Genomic DNA, 20,009 nt, shown 5'->3' with positions numbered 1-20,009 from the left:
TTTATTTTGTGACAGAAGCTTGCCTTCAGCCGCTCACGTCGGCAGCAGCGGCCCAGCGTACCGATACGCGTTCAGGAGGACGCCTGTGGGCGTGGCCTGAGTGCTGACGAAAGCGAGTCCGCGCGGGTCGAGATTGTCCGAGAAGAAGCGTTTGCCCCGGCCCAGAAGGACCGGGTAGACGGCGAGAATGACCTCGTCGACCAGTCCATGCTCGAACAGCAGGGACGTTACGGTGGTACTTCCGCTAACGATCAGGTCGGGGCCGTCGCTCGCCTTGATGCCGCGAATCCCTTCCACGACGTCGGCTCCGAGGTCGCGGGCCGGGCCCCATTCGAGGCTCTCCGGCCTGTGGGTCGCGACGAATTTCGTCGCGGCGTGCAAGCCGTCCGCTATCGGGCTGCTCGGTGCCTTCGGCCAGAAGCCGGACCAGAGGTCGTAGGTGCGGCGGCCGAGCAGCAGGTCGAAGGTCGTGCCATACGACTCGGCGACGAGCGCCGCCCCGGCCGGGGTTCGATAGGGCGCCGTCCATCCGCCATGCGCGTAGTCGCTGTCTTCGCCCTGCCCACTGGGCGAGATCACGCCGTCCAGCGAGATGTGGGAGATAATCCTGATCTTTCTCATTTGGGGTCTCCATCCGTTAAAAGCCGCCAGCGAACTCAGCCCTCGCCCCGTCGCGCGGCCTCGATCGTCGCGATGTCGATCTTCCTCATCGAAGAATTGCTGGTGGCAAAGCCCTAGCGTTTCTTGGCGATCCTGTAATGCACGGCCGCTTCGGAAGCCTCAAAGCCGGCCATCTGGTAGTCCTCCTCCACCCCCAGTCCGCCCAGGAGCCGCTCGCCTTCCCCCACGAAAACCGGCGCCATGACCAGGTGCAGTTCGTCGAGGAGCCGGGCTTTCCAGAAGGCCCGGACCGTGGAAACGCCGCCGTTGACCTTGACGTCCTTGTCACCGGCCACGGCCTGGGCTTGCTCCAGGACCTGTTCCGGCGAGCCGTTGACGAAGTGGAAGGAGGTGCCGTTCTTGAACTCCAGGGCGGCCCGGGGATGGTGCGTCAGCACGAAGACCGGGTGCTTGAAGGGAGGGTTGTCACCCCACCAGCCCTTCCAGTCCTCGTTGGCCCAGGGGCCGCGAAGGGGGCTGAACATGTTGCGTCCCATGATGGAGGCGCCCACGCCCTCGAAGGCCTTGGCCGCGTAGCTGTCGTCCAGCCCCGTGCTGCCACCCTCGCCGCCGACCATGGACTTGAAGGTGCGGGTGGGGAGGAACCAGTTCATGATCTGGAAGGCGTTTTTGCCGAAAGGTTCGGACTGGCTTTGTTGAAGGCCGGCTCCGAAACCGTCCAGGGAACAGGCAAAGTTACGAACTACAACTCTAGGCATTCAAGATCCTCCGAAGGGACGTAGCGAGGACAGGTCGATCGACGGGCCGCCCCGGATTCGGGGATTGGAACCAGTTATCGGCATGATGTCAACGTCTGTACAGTAAAAATCAGGCGATCCCTTCGGGCCGGGCTGCCGTGAACTGAGCCGCGAAGCCACGGTTCAACTGATCTTACCAGGCACCGCCGCGGCCGGCTCGTATCGGACTCGCGCGAAGCCGTTGTCGCGAAGTGCAGCCTTGCCGGGGTCTGCCGACTGCTGTTCAATACGATGGAGGCCGTGCCCTCGGCGCGGGATCGCGGTCGAGCGGAGGTGCGCCTCGGATCGTCTGGCTTTTGTCTCGTCGGGTGGGCACGGCCCACCAGGAATCGACCGTGGCGTGCGGAACATGCGTGAAGTCACGGGAAGCTATTGAGATTCCCTCATTGGAGATCTTGCCGTGTCGAACTTCTCAAGTCGCTGTGAACTTCAAATGACGGAGAATCGCTGCAATGAGACGCCTTCGGCATCGAAGTTCAGCCCTGGTCTTGCCGGTCCTTCTCGCGATTGCCTCGTTCGCCCTCTCGGTCACGGCTCGGGCGGAGGACCTGGTTTCCCAGCTTGAGGAGTTCCTGGAGACACGTGTCCAGCGCGATCGCTTCAGCGGATCGATTCTGGTGGCACGCGATGACAAGGTGCTGGTGCGGCGGGGCTATGGCATGGCTAACCTCGAGCATGACGTCCCCAACACGCCCGAGACCAAGTTTCGGCTGGGCTCGATCACCAAGCAGTTCACCGCAATGGCGGTCATGATCTTGCAGGAACAGGGCAAGATCGACGTCCATGAGAAAATCAAAAAATACTTGCCCGACGCCCCGCCCGCGTGGGACGAGATCACGGTGCATCATCTGTTGACCCACACCGCGGGGATCCCGAGCTTCACCGGCTTTGCCGACTACCCGACCATGATGCGGCGGCACATGACTCTGGAGAACCTGGTCGCCAGCTTCAAGGACAAGCCGCTCGAATTCAAGCCGGGCGAGCGGTTCGCGTACAGCAACTCGGGTTACGTCTTGCTCGGCCTCTTGATTGAAAAGGTTTCGGGAAAACCGTACGCGAGCGTCCTTCAGGCGTCGATCTTCGAGCCGCTCGGGATGAAGGCGACGGGCTACGACAACCCGCTCCCGGTCCTGAAGCACCGCGCATCGGGCTACTCCGGGCCCGGGCCGTTTCGTGTCAATTCCTCGTTTATTGATATGACGGTTCCCCACGCCGCCGGGGCCCTCTATTCGACGGTGGATGACCTTTTCCTCTGGGACCAGGCGCTCTTGACGGAGACCCTGGTGCCCAAGGCGGCGCGTGAGGCGATGTTCACGCCCGACAAGAAGAACTACGGTTACGGCTGGGGGATCACGAAGTTGTTCGGCCGGCGGACCGTCTCCCACGGCGGCGGGATCAACGGGTTCGTGACACACCTCTTGCGGTTCCCCGATGACGGGGTCTGCGTTGTCGTCCTGAGCAACGTCGAAGGGACGCCCGTCGGGGCGCTGGCCGAGGACCTGGCGGCGGTCACTCTGGGTGAAAAACCGAAGCATACGGGTGAGCGTAAAGACGAGGCGTCTTCGCGTAAAGGAGCGTCGGAGCTCAAGGGGAAGCCGTGATTCCGGGTAAGCTTCGCCGTTGCTTCTTCCTCGGTGAAGCAACGGCGGCCTGGTGGTGATCCTATTGAGTACGGTTGCGCCTGCGTTATCAGGATGATAGGGTCGCGTGCGTCCTTAGGTCCTCCGTGGGAATTGATGATGGAGGCCGGCTGATCGCGGCGGAGCTGAAACCGGGGCGGTTCCAGGTCGCCGACAACCCTTGAGTCAATCCCCGCGGGCTCTTCTTGCTGTACGGCGGAGACGGTCTCAGGTCACGATGGCCAACTCCCCTCATTCCGCATTCGTCGTACGTATCACTGCCTGAGGGGATGGATTAGAATGGCGGCGTGGCACCCAACGTCGATTACTGATGCCTCATCCTACTGCACTCATGTGCTTGTTTAGCAAGGCTTTCTGTTCCTGAGTCAGGGTGTGGAGCACAGGCGGTTTCGGCGGCTTATGCGGTTTGCGACGAGGCCACTTGCGTGTGGCTTTCGGGCTCTTCTGCTTCCGGCACCCGGCGCGGCAGCCCGCGAGTCGCTTGTGGTAACACTTGGCCTTGGGTTTCACGGCCGCGTCGATCTCCTTGCGGATCTCGATCAGAACTTTGCGGGGGCTGATCACTGGGCCATCGGTCGCCGACGCCGACGCCGGCCGAAGCGCCAGGTCGGCATGCGCCAGGAGGATCTGCGTGGCCAGCAGTGACAACTCGGCCTCGCGATGCACCAAGGCCACCGTGCGGCTAGCGAGTTTCAATTTATTGATTATACGCTTGTATGTGCGAAATAGTCCTTCATTACGCCATCTCCAGCGGTAGAATTTGGCGGCCGTCGCCGCCGACATCCGGGCTGGGTCGAGGACGTCGGTCAGGAGCCAGACGTCGCGTTTGACCGACCCCTTACCCTTGCCCTTGGCCGGGATCCGGATCAAGCGGCATTGGATCGGCGCTTCCCCTTTCTTCTGGACATAGTTCGGCCAGTACAAGACAGGGCCTTCGGTCCAATCCTCCAGGTTCGCCACTTCGAGGGTGTAGAGGTCGACCCGCGACGACATCCGGAACAGGAACGATCGCTTGACACCGAGGATCGCCCGGACCAGATCGAAGCCCATATAAGCGGCGTCGCAGACGATCAGGGCCTCGGGCGAGAGGGTGGCGAGCAAGTGCCTCAAATGCTCTTGCTCGGCCGCGGTGCCCGGGCCGAGTCGCCACGACCAAAGCAGTCCCGTGGGCAAGTGGACGAACGCCGTCAGCCAGACGTTGGGGGCCGCGTCGTTCTTGCCGGCCTGCCCGAGTCCCCGTTCCAACTCGGGGGTGCGGGGGCACTCGATCCGCGAGCCGTCGCAGCCCATCGGCTCGAAGCCGTCGACAATCCGCCGCGACCCCAGTCGGGCGTGGATCTGTTGCCGAACCCCCGCGGCCAACGCCCTGAGTTGTCGCATGGGGACGCGTCGCATCGCTTTCTGGAAGCCGACGAGGGTCTTTCCCGGGCGTCTTCGCGACTCATGGCAGGCGACGTAGTATCCCCGGGCCTTCTCAAACCTCTCGGACTCGGAGTCGCCGGTGGCCCAGGTCATGGCGAGCATGACCACGACCAGTGGCTGGAGATCCCACCGCGGCGCCGACCGCCTTTGAGGAACAACCCCTCGGGCTTGCTTCCAGACCGTCGGGGTGAGAAACTGTCGGACATAGCCGATCAACGACTGCGGTTGCTGCAAGCCTTGCAGCGTCCGAGCTGCCTTCATCGCCGTTCTTCCTCAATCCAGGTGAGTGCCGGTTGCTAGCCGCACCCATCATGACGAAGAACGGCGATTTTTTGCCCCCCCTTCTCTCGAACGAACCGCAGCCACGGAGCGGCAGTAATTCTCTGGTCCGGTGAGAGTTACATCCGTTGTTGACGACGCCGAGTTACTGACGTTGCGTGGCACCTGTAGAGTTGGTCCGCATCTTGCCAGAGACGTGAGAAGTTCTGGAAACCCCACTCGGGATGATTCTACGTAACGTGATGTGATTTTGTCTGATTCAACTGTTGCCTTGAAACGACAGAGGTCATGAATTCCGCCTGGTCAGCCCTCGTCATTGATGATGATCCGGGAATCCGGCAATCGATCCGGCTCTGCCTGGAGGTGGATGGGGCGCGTGTTGTGGGCGTCGGCACTCCCTCCGGTGCCTTGGAGGCGTTCGACCGTGGTCGGTTCGACGTCGTCTTCCTGGACCTGTGGCTCCAATCGGCTTCCGGGCTGACGCTGCTCCCCGAGATGTTTCGTCGCCAGCCCGGAGCGGGCATCATTGTCATCACCGCCTTCGCCACGTTCGAGACGGCCGTCGAGGCGATGAAATTGGGGGCGGTCGACTATCTGCCGAAGCCGTTCACGCCCGAGCAGGTGCGGACGGCGGCGCGGCGGGTCGTGACCGCCAACCTCCTGAAGCGGCAACTGATCGAACTCAAGGACCGACTCGACGAGGCGGAGGGCGAGAGCCGATTCGAGACCCTGAGCCCGGCCTACGGATCGTTCCTGCAGACGGCCGTGCGTGCGGCTGCCTCGGACGCGGTCGTGCTTCTGCGGGGCGAGAGTGGCACCGGCAAGACCGTGTTCGCCCGCTGGATGCGCGCCCACAGTCGGCGCGCCGACGGACCATTCGTCACGGTCCACTGCCCACTGCTTTCGACTGATCTGATGAGCAGCATCCTCTTCGGCCATCGCCGTGGTGCCTTCACGGGAGCCGTGACCGATTCTGTGGGGAAAGTGGAGGAGGCCGAAGGGGGGACCCTCTTTCTCGACGAGATCGGCGATCTCGGCGCCGATGCGCAGACGCGTTTGCTCCGATTCTTGAACGATCGCACCTACGAGCGTCTGGGGGATGCCAAGGAACGCAAGGCCGACGTGCGGCTGATCTCGGCCACGAACCGCCCGCTCGAAGACGAAGTTCGGGCGGGGAGGTTCCGGGAGGACCTTCTCTTCCGTCTGAACGTGATTAGCCTGACACTCCCCCCGCTTCGTGACCGCCGCGAAGATCTCCTGCCGATGGCCAAGCATTATCTCGGAACCTTCGAGCGGCTCCAGGGGCGGCACCACCTGTCCTACTCGTCGCGCTGTGAGGAGTCGATCGCGGCCCATTCCTGGCCGGGCAATCTCAGGCAATTGCGGAATGCGATCGAACGCGCCGTGATTCTCTCACCGGCGAACATTCTGGAGGCGGCCGACCTGGGCCTATCGCCGGGGGACGATCCCGATGCAGGGCGGACCGGGATCGCCCTTGGCGCGGAAGTCTCACTGGAGGACGTCGAGCGCGAACATATCGCTCGCGTGGTCGCCCGCGCCCCCTCGCTTGAGGCCGCGGCGCGCATTCTCGACATCGATGTGACGACGCTCCAGCGGAAACGTAAACGGTACGGCATGTCCTGATATGAAAAATTTGGGCCGTCGGCGGAGACGCCGAGTGAACTGTACCGGATGGTGATCGATGAGGATTCGGCGCTTGCAGACCCGTTTCATTCTGGCGGGCTCCTTGCTCGCCATGATCACCGTCGGCAGCGGGTTCTGGAGCGTCTGGACGTTTGCCCGACTGGGCCGCGTCGTCGATCAGACATTGCGTGACAGCCAGGCCACGATCGACCTGGCGGCCGCGCTGGCCGAGTCCCTCGAACGCGAGGACGATGCCCTGCTGTTGGCACTGAGCGGCGACGCCAAGAGGGCCGATCGCGCCCTGCTGGTAGAGCGGCGACGCGGTGACGATGGCTACGCAAAACTGCGGTCACGGCTGGCCAAACGCGGCGACGATGGGGCCTCGGCCTTCTTGAGGCTGCAACGGGCGATGGGCGACTATCGCGCCTCGGGTTCAATCCTGCAGGCGGAAGCCGGCCGGCCGGACGCCCTGAAACGCTATCACGGGCAAGTCAATCCCCTCTTGCGACGAGCGGTGCGGGCGTGCGCCGCGATTCGCGAGCGGAATTTTTCCTCCATGCGACTTTCCGGGGTCCGGGCCCGCGACGAGGCTCGTGCCGCCACGCGGGTCGTCTTCGCCGCATCGCTGGCGGCACTCTTGCTGGCGACCGTCGTCGCCGTCTGGCTCGCCCAGTCCGTCGTCCGGCCGATCCGTGCGCTGACGTCCTCGGTGGACGCAATCCGCCTGGGCGACTTCGACCACCGCCTCGCACCGACCTCGGAGGACGAACTCGGCCGGCTGGCAGCCGGTTTCAATCGGATGGCCGAGACCCTGGCCGAGTATCGGCGGTCCAGTCTGGGGGAGTTGCTGGCGGCGAAGACAACGTTGGAGTCGACCCTCGAGGCGCTGCCGGATGCCGTCTTCGTGATCGCCCCAGACGGCAGCTTCGCCGCGCTCAACCCCGCCGCCCACGCGATTTTGCGGGCCAAGCGCGTCGCCGACGCTCGCCGTGTCCACGACCTGCCCCTCGCGCCGGTGCATCGCGAGGCCGTGGAGGCGGCGCTCGCGGGCCGGGCCGTTCTCCCATCCCGGGCCGACTTTGCCCACGTGATTCAGGCGCGACTGGATGGCGAGCCGCGTAAGTTTCTGGTGACCGCGGTGCCGATCCCCGAATTCGCTCCGCGACGGACCGGGGCCGTGGTCGTGCTCGACGACGTGACCGAGTTCGCCCTCCTGGACGAGTTGCGGAGCGAACTGGTCGCGGTGGCCTCCCACGAGCTGAAGACGCCGCTGACGACCCTGCGGATGAACGTCATGCTCCTCGGTGAGTCGGCTGAGACTTTCACACCTCGGCAGCGCTCCATGCTGGATGCGGCCGTGCTGGGCTGCGAAGAGCTGGGGAACACGATCGACGAACTGCTCGACGTAACCCGGATCGAGTCCGGGCAACTCCGACTCGACCTCGGTCCGGTTGACCTGAATCAGATCGTCGACACCTCGCTGCGTGTCATCCAAGCCCGCTTCGACGACGCGGAAGTGCGGTTGATCATCCGGCGCGACGTCCGGCCCGCGTTGGTGCTCGGAGACCCATCGCGGCTGAGGACCGTCCTTACCAACATCCTCTCGAACGCCCTGAAATATTCGCCGCAGGGGGGGACGGTCATCATCCAGATCGCGTCCCCGCAAAATGCCGGGGGGGACGGCCCAGCCATCCTGCAACTTGCCGTGACGGATGCCGGCCCGGGAGTTCCCGAGGCGTTCCGCGAGCGGGTCTTCGGGAAATTCTTCCGGATCGAGCATCACCTCGACCGTGCTTCTAACAGCGTCCGGGGCACGGGGATCGGACTCTACCTCTGCCGCGAGATCGTCAAGGCCCACGGCGGCTCCATCTGGTGTGAGCCCGCGGAAGGCGGTCACGGTACGACGTTCGCTTTGAAGCTTCCCACCGACGGCTAGCGACCCCTCTCGGGCTCGCCCCGTCCGACCGACGTGAACGACCCTGCGCTCCCTTATCTCCACCGTCGTGGACGACGGGCCGGGAGTGTCGTTCGCCGATCGACCTGATAGGTGCGAGGCCGTGAGGAGCCGAACCTGTGCCCATGACCCACGGATTGAACACACACGCGACGCGTCCCGAGGGAAAGCTCTTCTCCCAGCCCATGTCAGGGCTCGAAGCCACGGGCTCTTGCTCTCCCCCGTTGCGGGTCGTGGAGGAGGCATCACGGGACATCCAGGACGTGCTGCTCTCTCTCACGAGCTCGTCCGACGGCCTCCAGAAGCTCGAGGCTGCCGTCCGGCGTGGTAAGTTCGGTTTGAACGAGGTCGCACACGAGCGCGTACCGCGGTGGTACATCCAACTGATCCACTCGTTCCATAACCCCTTCATTTATCTCTTGATCGCGCTAGCCATCGTCTCCTTTCTGACCGAGGACGCGAAGGCCACCGTGATCATCGCAATCATGGTATCGATCAGTGTGGGCATTCGGTTCGTGCAGGAGTTTCGCTCCTCCCTGGCGGCCGAGCGGCTGCAGGCGATGGTCGGGACGACCGCCACGGTGAGCCGACCGGGACCGCGGATCACCGCCACCCTGCCTCTCGGCGAAGAACCGTACGTCCGCAATGCGCCGAGGCACCCGGCCACGCGTGAAGAGGTGCCGATCAAACTCCTCGTTCCCGGCGATGTCGTCTCGCTGTCCGCCGGCGACATGGTTCCGGCCGACCTCGTCCTCCTCTCGTCCAAGGATCTGTTCATCAGTCAGTCGATTTTGACCGGCGAGTCGCTACCCGTCGAGAAATTCGCCGATCCGGGCCGGGGCGTGGGAGTCCTCGATCCGCTCGAACTGGCCAACGCCTGCTTTATGGGGACCAACGTGGTCAGCGGCACCGCCAAGGCGGTCGTGGTCGCCACGGGCCCCCGTACATATCTGGGATCGCTGGCCGGACACCTCGTGGGCAAGCGGGTTCCGACCAGCTTCGACCGGGGCGTCAACGGCGTGAGCTGGCTGCTACTTCGCTTCATGCTGGTGATGGTCCCGCTGGTTTTCGTCATCAACGGGCTGACCAAGGGGAACTGGGGCGAGGCCTTTTTCTTCGCCGTCTCCGTCGCGGTCGGGTTGACTCCCGAGATGCTGCCGATGATCGTCACGGCTAACCTCGCCCGCGGGGCCGTGGCGATGTCGCGCCGCAAGGTCATCGTCAAGCGGCTCAACGCGATCCAGAATTTTGGCGCGATGGACGTCCTCTGCACCGACAAGACGGGGACCCTGACCCAGGATAAGGTGGTGCTCCTGATGCACCTGGACGTCAACGGTGAAGAGGATGAAGGGGTCTTTGAATACGCGTTCCTCAACAGCCATTTTCAGACCGGGCTGAAGAACCTGCTCGACAAGGCGATCCTGGGGCACGAGGACCTGATTGAGTCGAAGCAGTTGACCGACCGTTATCTCAAATACGATGAGATCCCCTTCGACTTCGTGCGGCGGCGGATGTCGGTGATCGTCCACGAGGTGCTCCGCGGTCGGGATCTGTTGATCTGCAAAGGGGCGGTCGAGGAGGTCCTCTCGGCGTGCCGGTCCGCCCGGATCGGGGACCGGGTCGTCGCGCTGACCGAGGAGATCCGCGCGCGGGTGATCGGCCTCAGCACCCGGATGAACCAGGACGGTCTGCGGGTGATCGCGGTCGCCTGTAAGGAGGTGGACAGCCTCGCCGGCCGGCAGTACGGCGTGGCCGACGAAGAGGATATGATTCTATGCGGATTCATCGCCTTCCTCGATCCGCCCAAGGAATCCGCCGCCCCGGCGATTGCCGCCCTCCGCGGCCACGGCGTCGCGATCAAGATTCTCACGGGCGACAATGAGTTGGTTGCCCGCAAGGTCTGCCGGGACGTCGGCCTGAATGATGCGGGATTGCTGCTCGGGGGCGCAATCGAGGCGATGTCCGACTCCGAACTGGAGGAGGCGGTCGAGAGGGTTGTGCTCTTCGCCAAGCTGACACCGGCCCAGAAGGCCCGGATCATCGCGGCCCTCCAACGCCGCGGACACACGGTCGGCTTCCTCGGCGACGGCATCAACTACGCCCCCGCGCTCCGGGACGCCGACGTGGGGATCTCGGTCGACACCGGGGCGGACATCGCCCGCGAGTCGGCGGACATCATCTTGCTCGAGAAGAGCCTCATGGTCTTGGAAGAGGGGGTCATCGCCGGGCGGGCGACGTTCGGCAACATCCTCAAGTACATCAAGATGGCGGCGAGCTCGAACTTCGGCAACATGGTCAGCGTGCTGATCGCCAGCGTCTGGCTGCCGTTCCTGCCGATGCTCCCGTTGCAGATCCTGATCCAGAACCTGCTCTACGACCTCTCCCAAACCGCGATCCCGTTCGACCGCGTGGACGAGGAGTACCTGGAGCGGCCCCGCCGGTGGCAGGTCGGCTCCATCAGCCGCTTCATGCTGTTCATCGGCCCGATCAGCTCGGTCTTCGACGTCACGACGTTCGCCCTGATGTGGTTCGCCTTCCGCGCGAATATGGCCGATCGGCAATCACTGTTCCAGACGGGGTGGTTCGTCGAAGGACTCCTCTCCCAGACCCTGATCATCCACATGATCCGCACGGCGAAGGTGCCGTTCCTCCAGAGTCGCGCGACCGCTCCGCTGATGTTGCTGACGCTGATCGTCATGGCGACCGGCATCGCGATCCCGTACACCCGGCTCGGGACTGCGGTCGGGATGGTGCCGCTCCCTGCCGCCTACTTCCCCTGGCTGGCGGCAACGCTCGTCGGCTACTGCATGCTGACGCAAATCATTAAGAATTTGTTGAGTCGAAGATGTGGCACATGGCTCTAGAGCGGTTCCCAACCGGCTAGCGCACGGAAAAAGGGGACAGCGACTGTGTTTGTTGTCAAGGTGCGTGGTCGCAGATCACACCGGGGCGCACGTTTTTGTAGGCGTCCATGGTGTCATGTCGCGGATCATCGCGTTGGCGATGGTCAGCAGCTTCCGAGAGACCGCGACCAGGGCGACTTTGGCCGCCTTACCGCTCTCGCGGAGCCGCTTGTAAAACGCCTTGAGGTCGGGGTTGAATCGCATCGCCGAGACCGAGGCCATGTACAACGCCGTGCGGACCTCGGCACGGCCGCCGAAGATCGTCCGGGCCCCCTTGACCGTCCCGCTGTCGCGGGCACGCGGGGCCAGCCCCGCCAACGCCGAGACCTGCTTGCCGGTCAGCTTGCCCAGCTCGGGAAGCAGCCCCAACAGGCTCCGCGAGGTCTGCGGCCCGACCCCCGGGATGCTCCGCAGCACCTCGTCGCGGAGCTTCCAATCGGCCTTGGCCTCGATCGCCTTGCCGACGGCTTGGTCCATCGCCTTGATCTGGCCGGAGAGGTAGGCGATGTGGGCCTTCAGGTCGGCCTGGACCGCGGCGGTCGGCCCCTGCTGGAGCCGATTCTGCTCGGATACTCACATGTTCACTAGTTGACGACGCCGATCCAGCAAAGCCTGGAGGTCGCGGGTCTCCTGGTCGGGAAGTTCGCGCGCCTCGGGGCGGACGGCGTCGGCGTAATGGGCCAGCACCCGCGCATCAAGGGCGTCGGTCTTGGAGTGCTGGCCGATCGATCGCGCGAAGTGACGGACCCGGCCCGGCTCGACGATCCGGACCGGCAACTTGGCCTCGGCCAAGGCCACCGCCGCGGCCCACTCCTGGCCGCCGGTGGCCTCCAGCAGGATCAAGGTGGGGCCGAGGAGTTTGAGTCGATCCACGAGCGAGGCGATCCCTTCGGCCGTGTTGGCCAAGCGGAATTCCTGCCCATCGGGCCGCGAGGCGACGTCGAGGTGGGCCTTGGAAACGTCGATCCCGACGAAGCAGGGGGTGGCTGACATGAGAGATCTCCTTGAGGTCCGGATGACGACATCCCGGCGTGGCCCTGCCTTGCAGATCCGGAATGATCCGGGCGACTGTTCGGGCTCAAGTCCGGGAGAGCTCACCGCGACGACCAAGCTGTCCCACGGCCTAAGATGGCCAAGGCACTGACGGTCTATCGCGGCGAGTCGCCCCCTGGTGAAACATACAAGGCACCCGGCCTCCAAGGCGTTCGGCGCGATTCAAGGGCTCAGGGGCCGGGAGCCAGTCCCCTTTTTCCTCCGCTGTGCGCAATGCAAAAGAAAACCGCTCTAGCCTTCGTCAATTTACCGAGCGTGGGTCGCCTCTCCGGGATTGGTGGCCCTGAACGGACGACGATGAGATTCGGAGGTTCTCATGGATCTTATTCCATTCATTCTCAACGTCGGGGCGGCCCTCCTGATGGGCGTGGCCATCGGCCTGGAGCGGCAGTTCCGGCAGCACCCGGCGGGGCTGCGGACCAACGCCTTGGTCTGTGTCGGGGCGGCCCTGTTCGTCTCCCTCTCTCAGTTGATGGATGATCGGGACAGTCCGACCCGGATCGCGTCCTATATCGTGAGCGGCATTGGCTTCCTTGGTGGCGGCGTGATCCTGCGTGACGGGATGAACGTCAAGGGGATGAACACCGCGGCGACGCTCTGGTGCAGCGCCGCGGTCGGGACCCTGGCCGGGGCCGGCTTCCCTGCCCACGCCCTGGTCGGGACCACGGTGGTCCTCGGCCTGCATCTCGGGCTCCGCCCCGTCGCCCGTCGGATCGACACCCGACTGAAGACGGCGGTGGACGTCGAAACGCTCTATCAGATGCGCGTGGTCTGTCAGGAGTCGCAAGAAGGGGTGATCCGTACCGTCCTGCTCCGGCACGTCAATTCGCTCCCGAAGATGACCATCCAGAAGATCTCGACCCAAGAAGTCGAACAGGACGGCCGGGCCGCGGTCGTCGCGGACATCTTCTCGGTCGAGCGGGACGACCGGGCGATCCAGGACTTGATGTCGCGGATCAACATCGACCCGAGCGTCACGTCGGTCAGTTGGGAAAAGGTCACGAATTAGGGGACTGGTACAAGACAATGGTACGCGCTCTCATCTCTTGGAGCCTCCATAATCGATGGATCGTCCTGCTCGGGGCGATCGGCCTGATCGTTGTCGGGGTCCACTCCGCATGGAACCTCAATGTTGAGGCGTATCCAGACCCGACGCCGCCCCTGGTTGAGGTCATCAGCCAGAACCCCGGTGCCAGCCCCGAAGAGATGGAGAAGCTGATCGGCATTCCGCTCGAGAATGCCCTGAACGGGATGCCGGGACTGAAGGACCTGCGAAGTATTTCGCTTGCGGGTCTGAACGACATCAAATGTCAATTCGAGTATGGAACCGATTACTGGGCTGCGCGTCAGGAGGTGATCAACCGCATCAGCGCCCTCGGCAACCTGCCAACGGGCGTGACGCCCGGCCTCTCTCCTTGGAGCCCGACCGGCGAGATCGTCCGCTATGTGCTGGAGGGCCCGGGCTATACGCTCAATCAACTCAAGGCCGTACAGGACTGGGTGCTCAGCCGGGCGCTGAAGCAGGTCCCCGGGGTCATTGATGTGACGGGCTACGGCGGGACCGTCAAGCAGTACCAAGTCCTGCTCGATACGCCGTTGATGAAGCGATACAACGTGACCCTCAAGATGGTCGAGGATGCAATTGCGGGCTCCAACGCCAACGTGGGCGGCGACGTCCTCGCGCTGGGACCGCAGTCGCACAACGTCCGGGCCCTCGGCTACCTGGGAGCGGGGATCGACCCGCTCGACCCGGCCAACATTGAGCGCTCCTACGCTCTCGAAGTCGAGAAGCTGGAGGACATCCAGGACGTCGTCGTCGCCACCTACGAGGGGGTCCCGGTCTACATCAAGCAGCTCGCCAAAGTGGTCGTCGGCCATCGCCCGCGGCTGGGACTCGTCGGCCGGGACGAGGTGAACGACGTTGTCGAAGGCATCGTCCTGATGCGCAAGTACGAGAAGTCGCTTCCGACGTCCGAGGCGGTTGCGGCCAAGATGAAGGAGATTGAGGCGTCAGGCCTCCTTCCCGAAGGGATGAAGCTCGCCGTCTTCAACCAGCGGACGGACTTGGTCCACGTCACGACGCACAACGTTTTGCACAACCTGGCCGTCGGCGTGGCCCTGGTCGTGTTCGTTCTGCTCGTCTTCCTTGGGGACCTCACCAGCGCCTTGATCGTGGCGTTGATGATTCCACTGGCGCTGCTGTTCTCGGTCTCGGTTCTCTATCTGCAGGGCAAGTCGGCCAACCTGCTGTCGATCGGCGCCGTGGATTTCGGGATCATCGTCGATAGCTCGGTGATCATGGTCGAGAACATCTTCCGCCACATCACGGCGCGGGGCCGGAATCAGTCCCGCCCGCTTATCGACCGGATCACCGACGCGTCGCACGAGATCGAGCGGGCGCTCTTCTTCTCGACGCTCATCATCGTCTGCGCGTTCATTCCGTTGTTCTCGATGACCGGTCCGGAGGGGGCGTTGTTCGGCCCGATGGCAAATACCTATGCTTTCGCAATTTGCGGTGCCCTGCTGCTGGCGATGACCCTGACACCCGTCCTCTGCTCTTTCCTGTTCCACAACAAGAAGGAGGAGAAGGAGACGATCATCGACCGGCTCATGAAACTTCGCTACTTGCGGACGCTCAGCCACGTCCTTCGCCACCGGTATCTCCTCCTCGCGGCCATGGGATCGCTCCTGGCTTTCACGGTCACGCTCGTTCCCAAGCTCGGCGGCGAGTTCATGCCCCAACTGGAGGAAGGGAACCTTTGGATCAGGGCACTCTTGCCACGCACCGCGACGCTCGGCGAGGCCGCCCGCATGGTCCCCCGGCTCCGCGAGGTCATCGCGTCGGTCCCCGAGATTCGTGGCGTGATGTCTCACGTCGGTCGACCCGACGATGGCACAGACGTGACGAGCTATTTCAATCTGGAGTTCAACGCCCCGTTGATCCCGATGGAGCAATGGCGGAAGAAGCCTGTAATGATTATGGGTTACCGGGTCTGGGACCGGGCGCTCACTCGGGAGGAGATCCAAGACGACCTGATGGAGAAGTTCCGAGAGTTCCCGGCGGTCAACTTCAACTTCTCGCAGCTCATCCGCGACAATGTGGAGGAGGCGCTTTCAGGCGTCAAGGGAGCCAACTCGATCAAGCTCTTCGGAAACGACCTCAATGTCCTGGAGGACGCGGGCCAGAAGGTCGTCAACATCCTTAACTCCGTCGACGGTATCGCTAACGCGGGACTGTTCCATATTGTGGGGCAACCCAATCTGGAGATCCGCATCGACCGCCACAAGTGCGCCCGCTACGGAATCAACGTGGCCGATGTCGAAACCGTCGTGCAGGTCGCCGTCGGTGGTCGTGCGTTTACGCAGATGATCGAGGGCGAGAAGCTCTACGAGATCGTTCTCCGGTTGCCGAGGGATCAGCGAGGCGACCCGGATGTCATCCGTCGCATCCAGGTGGATACGCCGGGGACCGACGGCAAGCCGGGGGCGCGCATCCCACTGGAACAACTTGTCGAGATCGAGCCGCACCGGCCCGGCGCCTCGTACATCTACCGAGAGAATAACCGTCGCTACATCCCCATCAAGTTCGGCGTCCGTGGCCGTGATCTGGCCTCGACGATCGCTGAGGCCCAGCGCAAGGTCGAGACGGCGGGCGTCGTACCGATCGCGCAGGGCTATCGGATCGCCTGGGCCGGCGAGTTCCAGCAGATGCAGGAGGCCAACGCTCGGCTCATCTGGATCGTGCCGCTCTCGATCGGTCTCATTACCACCCTCCTCTCCATGGCCTTCCATTCGATCAAGGATGCGCTCTTGGTCATGGTCAACGTGGTGGAGGCCGCCATGGGGGGCGTCCTCGCACTCTGGCTGACCGGAACCCCATTCAGCATTTCGGCCGCCGTCGGGTTCATCTCGGTCTTCGGGGTCGCCGTGCAGGATGGCGTCCTTCTGATCTCCTATTTTAACCAGTTGCGGGCCGCCGGACTGCCGGTCCGGGAGGCGGTGATGCGCGGTGCCGAGCTTCGGGTCCGACCCGTGGTCATGACTTCACTGACGGCCGCATTGGGACTTCTGCCAGCCGCCCTGGCGACCTCCATCGGGTCCCAGGCGCAAAAGCCTCTGGCCATCGTCGTCGTCGGCGCCATGCTCTGTACGCTCTTCTTGACGCGATATCTGATGCCTGTGCTCTACACGTTCTTCCCGGCCTCCCCGGGGCAGGCCGAGTGTGACCCGGAGCTGATCGCGGGGTCTCACTATACGGATCGGTTCCTCCCCGCGCCTGGCCGGCGCGGCCAACTTGATATGACCTGTCACAATGCCAACAGCGTCGCCGACCAACCGGTCCCCGGCGACGCGGATCTCGGAGGAAGTGGGCGATGACGATGATCAAGAAAACCCTTGTCGCCATCGCGGTGATCGCCGGCGTCGGGACATTTGTTCTCTTCAACCACCGTGCGCGCACGCAGGCCAAGGGAATTGGGCAGCAATCCTCCGAGACGACCCCGCGGGCCGCCGCGGGGCGGTCCAAGCAGCCCCGCCCGATCGCCAGTCAAGGCTCCTGGGATGGGCTGATCGTGCTCACCGAGAACGAGCAGCGGAGGATTGGGCTACGAACCGTCCACGTCAAGGAGCAAGTCGAGCCGTGCAGCCTGAAGTTGGCCGGTACCACGGACTACGACCCGTCGACCCTCACGATCGTCCGCGCCCAGTTCGACAGCCGCGCCGACAAGGTCCTCGTCAACCTCGACGATACCGTTAAGAAGGGCGATCCCCTGATCGAACTCTTCAGCACCGACTTGGCGGAGGCCAAGAGCGTCTACGAGGCTGCCGTCAGTCAATGGACCCACGACAAGAGGGTGCTCGAGTACAAGACCCCACTGGCGAAGGCGACGACGCTTCCCATGAAAGAACTGATCGAGATCGAGAACGACGAGGCGCAGAGCCGGCTGCGCATGAAACTGGCCAGAGACAAACTGCTTGTCCACGGTCTGACAGAACAGGAGCTTGAGGCGACCAAATCCGAGGATGGCGTGCAGAAGGCGCGGATGATTCTCCGCTCTCGTGCCGACGGGATCGTGATCAAACGGGCCCTGGTCCTCGGGAACTATTACGACGCGAAAGACGAACTGCTGACGATTGCCCCTCTGGACCACCTCTGGGTGCGCGGTAGCGTCAACGAGATCGACGCCGACAAGGTGGAGGTCGGCCAGAATCTGCGGGTCATCTTCCCGTACGCCAACCGGACCATTCCGGGCAAGGTGGAGCATATCGAAAGGGCGATTGACCCGGAGACGCGCGCGGCGCGATTCCGCACCTCGATCTCGAACCCCAAGCAAGGCCTGAAGGCGGGCATGTTCGTGCGGGTCCTCCTCGACATTGCACCTTTGCCGGGCCGGACCGTCATTCCCCGCATGGCGATGATCTCCGTCGATCGCCACGACTTCGTCTTCATCAGAAAGCCGGGAACTTCAGGCCACTTCGAGAGACGGGCGATCGCCGTGGTCAAGGAAAGCAATGAGTCTGTGATCGTCGGTGAGCCGTCGATGGAGCCAGGCGGCCTGTTGCCGAACGAAGAAGTCGTGACTTCAGGCAGCCTGATCCTGGAGCAGATGTTCGAGGACCGGATCACGACGGAGACCGGTATCGTGGATTAGGGGTGAAGATAAATATGAGTCTATCGCAAGGAAGCCGGGTCGTCTGTCGGCCCCGGAGGCCGAACTTCGCGGGAGAAACTTGTTCCCAATGCTCTGTGTGGGAATGCCGTTCTGGCCGCTCTGCGGCCCCGCCCACTCGCCGGGGAAGACAAGACGACGCGGAGCGTCGCAGACGGCATTCCCACGCCGAGCGTGGGAACGAGATTCCGGTGTCCTTGATGTGTTGTGATAAAAATGATTAAAATTCTTTGTCTTTAAGTTGCGAGGGATTGATTTCAGGGTTGAATACTGTCTTGTCGATTTAAATACATATCGTTTGAGTGAGGTTGTCTGGACGCGAAGTGCCGGCCGGGTTCCGAGGAAAATCGGCGATCGCGTATCTCGCGAGCCTTTGTGCTGTGTTCCCGATTGATGGCACGATGCCGTCATCAGTGTCTGAGCCAAGGAGGGTTTCGGTCATCATGTGGCGTCGCATTGTTCACGCGGCCTGTTCGTTCTCGCTGGCCTTTCTCTGCGCCGCACGACAGGCGAACGCTCAGGGCCCGACGGCCGACTCGGGTCAGCCGCCCCTGCCCGGGTCGGCGACCTCGTCGCTGGGCGTTGCGCCGGGCGCGGGAGGCGGCTCCTTGGGTAACAGTCCCGGGGCCGGTCAAGGCTTCCTGGGCGGTCGTCCCGGGGCGTCGCAGGGGCGGATCCCAGCCCCGCCGTCGGGTCCCGGACCGGCCGAGCTCCAGGCGCCGATCATGGCGCCTCAGCAGGAGCCGATCCGGCCCTTCTCGATCCCGCTCCATGGATCGCTCGACATCCCGGCTGGGCCGGAGGAGGACGGGCCGCGTGACGGCCTGACGCTCGACGCGGCCATCGACTTGGCGTTGCGGAACAACCTGGATCTCCGCGGCAAGTTCTACGAGATCCCCCAGGCGCAGGCCGACATCCTTCAGGCCAGCCTCCGGGCCAACCCGGTCTTTTACGCCGACTCCCAACTCATCCCCTACCAACGCTACACCAACGCCCGGCCGGCAGGCCAGCAGCAATATGACGTGAATATTAGCTATCCCATCGATGTCTCACGGAAACGTCGGTCCAGAACGCTGGTCGCGACCCGAGCGAAGCGTGTTCTGGAGGCCCAGTACCAAGATGCCGTCCGGCAGACGATCGACGACATCGGTTTAACCTTCGTCGATACCTTGGCCGCCCGACAGACCGTCCGTTACGCGAACAAGAGCGTTCAGGGGCTCGAAACGCTTCTGTCCCGAACGCGACAACTCCACGCCAAGGGGGCAGTCTCATTGTCCGATTTGAACCGTGTGAAAATCCAGTTCCGCACCGCTCGACTCGGAGCCAGCGACGCCGAAGTCTCCTACCAGAAAGCAAAGAAGGAGCTCGCGGCTCTCCTGAACTCACCCACCGAGCAGGCCGAAATCATCGAGGTACGGGGCTCGATCGATCTCCAGACGTCGCCGCCACCACCCGTGGAGGAGCTGAGTCGGCTGGCCCTGGAAGTCCGCCCGGACCTCGTGGCCTACCGGCTCGGCCTCAAGCGAGCCGAGGCCGACGTCGGATTGGCCCGGGCCAACCGGTTGCAAGACGTTTACCTGCTCTTTCAGCCTTACACATTCCAGGATAATTCTCCCTTCGGACTGAAGAGCGGGACCTCATGGTCCCTCGGAATGTCCATCCCGCTGCCAATATCCAACCGGAATCAGGGCGCGATCCGACGCGCCGAGCTGAATGTCACACAGACCCAGATCGAGCAGGCCGGCCTGGAGCGCCGCGTGCTGACCGATGTGGAGAAGGCGGTGAAGGAGTACGAGTTCACGCGGCGGGCTGTGCAAGAACTGAGAGATGAGATTTTGCCGATCGCTCAGCAGACTCGCGATGAGTCGTTGAGGTTGTACACGGCGGGCGAGACGGGCGTCGTGGCGTACATCAACGCCCAGTTAGAGTTCAACACCGCAGTCAAGCAGTACCTCGACACGGCGATCCGCTATCGGCGTAGCATGCTCGCCCTGAATACCGCGGTCGGTCAGCGGATCTTCCCGTAA

General features: G+C 63.5%; 11 protein-coding genes and 1 pseudogene. 8 read left to right on the top strand and 4 right to left on the bottom strand.

Going from position 1 to position 20,009, the window contains the following annotated elements:
• Positions 1-33: 33 nt before the first annotated feature.
• Entirely contained in the window at positions 34-621 is a 588-nt protein-coding gene (locus tag BUS42_RS18215) for a dihydrofolate reductase family protein (RefSeq protein ID WP_074308515.1), read from the bottom strand.
• A 113-nt stretch (positions 622-734) separates the two neighbouring features.
• Positions 735-1,379, bottom strand: coding sequence for a dihydrofolate reductase family protein (locus BUS42_RS18210; protein WP_074308513.1), 645 nt, complete (start codon positions 1,377-1,379; stop codon positions 735-737).
• Positions 1,380-1,870: 491 nt separating this feature from the next.
• On the opposite strand from BUS42_RS18210, the gene BUS42_RS18205 reads away from it, so the two are divergent.
• Complete coding sequence (locus BUS42_RS18205; RefSeq protein WP_074308512.1) at positions 1,871-3,019, top strand: serine hydrolase domain-containing protein; 1,149 nt, start codon at positions 1,871-1,873, stop codon at positions 3,017-3,019.
• 354 nt (positions 3,020-3,373) lie between these two features.
• Here the strand turns inward: BUS42_RS18205 and BUS42_RS18200 are convergent, their stop codons facing one another.
• The gene (locus BUS42_RS18200) at positions 3,374-4,741 is read right to left on the bottom strand and encodes a transposase (protein WP_074304734.1); all 1,368 of its coding nucleotides are present in this window, start codon (positions 4,739-4,741) and stop codon (positions 3,374-3,376) included.
• Positions 4,742-5,047: 306 nt separating this feature from the next.
• Between BUS42_RS18200 and BUS42_RS18195 the strand changes: the two genes are divergently transcribed.
• From BUS42_RS18195 to mgtA, 3 genes are all read left to right on the top strand, one after another.
• A complete protein-coding gene (locus BUS42_RS18195; RefSeq protein WP_074308510.1) occupies positions 5,048-6,403 on the top strand; it encodes a sigma-54-dependent transcriptional regulator in 1,356 nt (451 codons plus the stop codon).
• Between the two features lie 73 nt (positions 6,404-6,476).
• Positions 6,477-8,339, top strand: a complete 1,863-nt coding sequence (locus tag BUS42_RS18190; protein ID WP_159452250.1) for a sensor histidine kinase — start codon at positions 6,477-6,479, stop codon at positions 8,337-8,339.
• Between the two features lie 203 nt (positions 8,340-8,542).
• A complete protein-coding gene (mgtA, locus tag BUS42_RS18185; RefSeq protein WP_074311198.1) occupies positions 8,543-11,221 on the top strand; it encodes a magnesium-translocating P-type ATPase in 2,679 nt (892 codons plus the stop codon).
• A 75-nt stretch (positions 11,222-11,296) separates the two neighbouring features.
• Here the strand turns inward: mgtA and BUS42_RS18180 are convergent.
• Positions 11,297-12,253 (bottom strand): annotated as a pseudogene (locus BUS42_RS18180) (IS110 family transposase).
• 376 nt (positions 12,254-12,629) lie between these two features.
• Here BUS42_RS18180 and BUS42_RS18175 point away from each other — a divergent pair.
• The 4 genes from BUS42_RS18175 (at position 12,630) to BUS42_RS18160 (ending at position 20,009) form a co-directional block, all read left to right on the top strand.
• Positions 12,630-13,322: an MgtC/SapB family protein gene (locus BUS42_RS18175; protein ID WP_074308506.1), complete on the top strand. Its 693-nt coding sequence runs from the start codon at positions 12,630-12,632 to the stop codon at positions 13,320-13,322.
• Positions 13,323-13,339: 17 nt separating this feature from the next.
• Positions 13,340-16,690 (top strand): efflux RND transporter permease subunit, encoded by a 3,351-nt coding sequence (locus BUS42_RS18170; protein ID WP_083670293.1) that lies wholly within the window; start codon positions 13,340-13,342, stop codon positions 16,688-16,690.
• Entirely contained in the window at positions 16,687-17,964 is a 1,278-nt protein-coding gene (locus BUS42_RS18165; RefSeq protein WP_083670291.1) for an efflux RND transporter periplasmic adaptor subunit, read from the top strand. The genes BUS42_RS18170 and BUS42_RS18165 overlap by 4 nt, the downstream gene beginning before the upstream one ends.
• 461 nt (positions 17,965-18,425) lie before the next feature.
• Complete coding sequence (locus BUS42_RS18160; RefSeq protein WP_074308505.1) at positions 18,426-20,009, top strand: TolC family protein; 1,584 nt, start codon at positions 18,426-18,428, stop codon at positions 20,007-20,009.

It is taken from the genome of Singulisphaera sp. GP187, from assembly GCF_900129635.1.
Classification (GTDB): domain Bacteria; phylum Planctomycetota; class Planctomycetia; order Isosphaerales; family Isosphaeraceae; genus Singulisphaera.
Note: the sequence above shows the minus strand (reverse complement) of the source record. Positions and strands in the feature narration are given on the sequence as shown.

What these genes read in the sequence shown, in the direction of transcription:
- BUS42_RS18215 (WP_074308515.1), bottom strand. Translation starts at nt 621, where the DNA reads ATGAGAAAGATCAGGATTATCTCCCACATCTCGCTGGACGGCGTGATC.
- BUS42_RS18210 (WP_074308513.1), bottom strand. Translation starts at nt 1,379, where the DNA reads ATGCCTAGAGTTGTAGTTCGTAACTTTGCCTGTTCCCTGGACGGTTTC.
- BUS42_RS18205 (WP_074308512.1), top strand. Translation starts at nt 1,871, where the DNA reads ATGAGACGCCTTCGGCATCGAAGTTCAGCCCTGGTCTTGCCGGTCCTT.
- BUS42_RS18200 (WP_074304734.1), bottom strand. Translation starts at nt 4,741, where the DNA reads ATGAAGGCAGCTCGGACGCTGCAAGGCTTGCAGCAACCGCAGTCGTTG.
- BUS42_RS18195 (WP_074308510.1), top strand. Translation starts at nt 5,048, where the DNA reads ATGAATTCCGCCTGGTCAGCCCTCGTCATTGATGATGATCCGGGAATC.
- mgtA (WP_074311198.1), top strand. Translation starts at nt 8,543, where the DNA reads ATGTCAGGGCTCGAAGCCACGGGCTCTTGCTCTCCCCCGTTGCGGGTC.
- BUS42_RS18175 (WP_074308506.1), top strand. Translation starts at nt 12,630, where the DNA reads ATGGATCTTATTCCATTCATTCTCAACGTCGGGGCGGCCCTCCTGATG.
- BUS42_RS18170 (WP_083670293.1), top strand. Translation starts at nt 13,340, where the DNA reads ATGGTACGCGCTCTCATCTCTTGGAGCCTCCATAATCGATGGATCGTC.
- BUS42_RS18165 (WP_083670291.1), top strand. Translation starts at nt 16,687, where the DNA reads ATGACGATGATCAAGAAAACCCTTGTCGCCATCGCGGTGATCGCCGGC.
- BUS42_RS18160 (WP_074308505.1), top strand. Translation starts at nt 18,426, where the DNA reads ATGTGGCGTCGCATTGTTCACGCGGCCTGTTCGTTCTCGCTGGCCTTT.